Here is a 3,913-nt window from a genome sequence, read left to right as displayed (position 1 = left end):
CCAACAAAAGAAGTTGAAGGAACAAAAGAAGAGGCAAAAGAATCAGCAACTGGATTGGATCAAGAGACAAAAGAGGATAATCAAGTTGGGCCAGTGAAAATCGTAGGACAAGAGAGTGCGAAAGAAAAGGATTCGAATAAACAACATGCTAATAAGCAAGAGAAAAATAAGGAGTCTTTAGCAGCAACTGGTGGTCAAGCTAACACATCGACTTTACTTTCTGGATTAGCACTTGTTCTTTCAGCATTAAGTATGTTTGTATTTAGAAAGAGATTATTTAAGAAATAAAAAACGTTTTATCTTATTATTATACAAAACTATTATATAAGTTTTTGAGAAGACCTGATCATAGAGATTTCATGTTGAAATATGCTTATGATCAGGTCTTTTTGAATAGGGCAAGGATATTAATACGAGGATGTTTCGATCGCTTAAATAATGGAGCTACTGCAGCAAAAATTGTAAGTCTTTTTCGCTCACTATATGTTCAAAATGTATGAAGAAATAATATGAAATATTGCATTTTATATCATTTTATCCAGATAATATGTTAATATTTAATGGAATATAATAATGGTGATGGGACGTACTCATTATCAGTAAAATAAGCGCTTTTCCAATGTATGTTTAACTTTACTTTTTGTGGAAAATAGTATATTATATAGATATATAATATATCGGTTATTTTCTAGGAGGAGCCTGTCACAATAGGTTTCTCCTGTTCTTTTTTAGAGACCTGTCTTACAGGTTTTTCTTTAAAGATTAAATAACTGAAAATTGAGAATGATAATCTTTGAAAGAGGTGAGGCATACATATAACAAAAAAGGGATTGTTTAAGAAAGGGGGATAAGAAATGGTGTTGTTTGGTTATCCACTTGAAACAATTTATTTATATGGATTTATTATTGCTACTATACTCACTGTTATTTATATTTTCTTTGGAGATATATTTGAATCAATATTTAGTTTTGGGGGCGGGTCTGTATCCGTTGTTACTTTATTACTTAGTTTCTTCGCCATGTTATGTGGACTTAGTTATATAGGAGAATATTTATTTTCCTTTAATAGTACTATTATTTTTGCTGGTTCATTTGCTATATCTTTTATCGGTGTTTTCATAATGAAAATATTAATTTTAAAGCCGATTGCAGAAGCAGAACAAAACACTGTGCAACGTATGGATGAATTTATTGGCTGCAAGGGAGAAGTCATTACGACAATTCCTACAAAAGGGTTTGGAGAAGTATTGATATCCTCTAAATTCGGAAGTAATGCAATACCAGCGAAAACAATTGGAAAGAAAGATATTTCGCAAGGAACCGAGGTTATTATTGAGGGAGTTCAAGATGGTGTTTTACTTGTACAGAACATCGCTTATTCTTTAAAAAAACCAAAAATATAAGGGGGAATTTACATGACGATTCCATTAATTATCGGTGGTGTCTTACTAGCAATCTTACTTTTACTTATCTTAGTGTTTATTACGAAATATCGTACAGTTGGACCAGATGAAGCATTAATTGTGACAGGGAACTGGCTTGGTGGTGGAAAGAATGTTGTTACTACTGATGATGGAAAGAAAATTAAGATCATTCGTGGTGGTGGTACTTTCGTTGTGCCAATTATGCAAAGAGCAGAACTTCTTAGCCTATTAAACTACAAATTAGAAGTTGGAACACGTGATACGTATACGAAACAAGGTGTACCGATTACAGTAAACGGTGTTTCTATTATTAAAGTAGGATCGACAATTGAAGAAGTTTCTACAGCAGCTGAACAATATTTAGGAAAAGAAACGGAAGAGTTAAAAATAGAAGCAAAAGAAGTTTTAGAAGGGCATCTACGTGCTATTTTATCTTCTATGACAGTAGAAGATGCTTATAGTAATAGAGAGCAATTCGCACAAAAGGTACATGAAGTAGCTTCTACTGATTTGAAGAAGATGGGCCTTCGCATCGTCTCCTTTACAATTAAAGAAATAATGGATAAAAATGGTTACTTAGATGCGCTTGGTCAGCCACAAATTGCAATGGTTAAGCGTGATGCAACAGTTGCGAATGCAGAGCGTGAGAAAGAGGCACGAATTGAAAAAGCGCGTGCAGAAAAAGAAGCGAAAGAAGCGGAATATCAACGTGATGCACAAATCGCTGAAGCTGAAAAACATAAGGAATTAAAAGTACAATCTTATAAGAGAGAACAAGAACAAGCTCGTGCAGATGCGGATCTTTCTTACGAATTACAACAGGCGAAAGCACAACAAGGTGTTACAGAAGAACAAATGCGAGTTAAAATCATTGAGCGTGAAAAGCAAATTGAGTTAGAAGAAAAAGAGATTGCGCGTCGTGAAAAACAATACGATGCAGAAGTAAAGAAAAAGGCAGATGCAGATCGCTATGCTGTTGAACAATCAGCAGAGGCGGAAAAAGTAAAACAAATAAAAAAGGCAGATGCAGATCAATATAAAATTGAAGCAGAAGCAAGAGCGCGTGCAGAAGAAGTACGTGTGGAAGGTTTAGCGAAAGCGGAAATTGAAAAAGCGCAAGGTCAAGCGAAGGCAGAAGTACAAAAAGCACAAGGTACAGCAGAAGCAGATGTTATCAGGCTAAAAGGTTTAGCAGAGGCCGAAGCGAAGCAAAAAATTGCAGAGGCGTTTGAATTATACGGTCAAGCTGCGATTATGGATATGGTTCTTAAAATGCTTCCAAGTTATGCAAAAGAAATTGCAAGCCCACTTGGTAACATTGATAAAATTACAGTCGTTGATACAGGCGGAAGTGGAAAGAATAGCGGTGCTGGAAAAGTTGCAGGGTATGCGACTGATTTAATGGCAACGATGCAAGAAACATTAAAAGCTTCTTCTGGTATTGATTTAAAAGAGCTATTAGAAGGATTTGCGGGCAAAGGTGCAGTGCAGCAGTTATCGAATGATAAACCTGTTGTATCTGTAGTAGAAGGTGAGAAAAAAGAAGTAGAGAAAGATAAGGAATAGTAAGTTGAAAAGCCCCTCTAGTAAATAGATACTAGAGGGGCTTTTTGTGTTTATAGGACTCTCTGCTAACACTAAGGCAGAGTAGTGAATAATGATATAAAAGTAAAGAAATAAATGTGGTATGATTAAGTTGAAAAGTCTGTATATTCTTTGAATTATATCTTCAATAATGTTAGGGGAATGCTTTTGAAATTGGAGAAGTTGAAACTACAACCGAGAATTACATTAACTATTAGTACACTTATTCTTGTTGTATTGCTGTTAACGAGTTATTTATTTTACTATATATTATCTGAAACAGTAGAAGAGCAAATTGGAAAAAGGGCGTTGCATGTTGCGAAAACAGTTGCTGCTATACCGGAAATTCAGGAAGCTTTTCAACAAGAAAATCCAGCTTCTATTATTCAGCCAATTGCAGAAAAAATTCGAATCGAAACAGATGCTGACTTTATTGTAGTTGGAAATAAAGATGGTATTCGTTATGCACATCCTAAGCGAGATAAAATAGGAGAAGCTATGGTGGGCGGAGATAACAAAGGGGTTCTATTAGAAGGGAAATCTTATGTTTCGGAAGCCACGGGATCATTAGGGCCTTCATTACGCGGGAAAGTCCCAATTCGCAATCAGGATAATGAAATTATTGGTGTAGTATCTGTTGGTTTTTCAATGGATGATATTCATGGAGCGATAGAAGTGTATGGAAAGCGTGTGTTTTGGATTACAATAACAGGTCTGTTTATTGGGATAATTGGCTCTGTATATTTAGCAAAAAGTATTAAGCGAATGATGTTTGGAATGGAGCCAGAAGAAATTTCATCTTTATACGAGGAGCATAGTACAGTTATTCAATCTGTACGTGAAGGGATTGTGGTAATCGATAAAAATGGAATGGTTAGTTTAGTAAATCAAGCGGCATACGATAT

4 protein-coding genes are annotated in these 3,913 nt (G+C 35.1%); all 4 read left to right on the top strand.

Annotated elements, in window-relative coordinates:
* The coding region (locus KI356_RS21295; RefSeq protein WP_212936375.1) for an LPXTG cell wall anchor domain-containing protein at positions 1-288 on the top strand (288 nt) is incomplete at its 5' end.
* Positions 289-854: 566 nt separating this feature from the next.
* Complete coding sequence (locus KI356_RS21290; RefSeq protein ID WP_128282747.1) at positions 855-1,403, top strand: NfeD family protein; 549 nt, start codon at positions 855-857, stop codon at positions 1,401-1,403.
* A 12-nt stretch (positions 1,404-1,415) separates the two neighbouring features.
* Positions 1,416-2,990: a flotillin lipid rafts scaffold protein FloT gene (gene floT / locus KI356_RS21285; protein WP_128282748.1), complete on the top strand. Its 1,575-nt coding sequence runs from the start codon at positions 1,416-1,418 to the stop codon at positions 2,988-2,990.
* Between the two features lie 180 nt (positions 2,991-3,170).
* On the top strand, positions 3,171-3,913 hold a 743-nt coding region (locus KI356_RS21280), incomplete at its 3' end, for a sensor histidine kinase (RefSeq protein ID WP_498066719.1).

Origin of the sequence: Bacillus hominis, assembly GCF_018332515.1 — a bacterium.
GTDB lineage: Bacteria > Bacillota > Bacilli > Bacillales > Bacillaceae_G > Bacillus_A > Bacillus_A hominis.
This window is presented reverse-complemented; position numbering and strand designations above follow the sequence as displayed.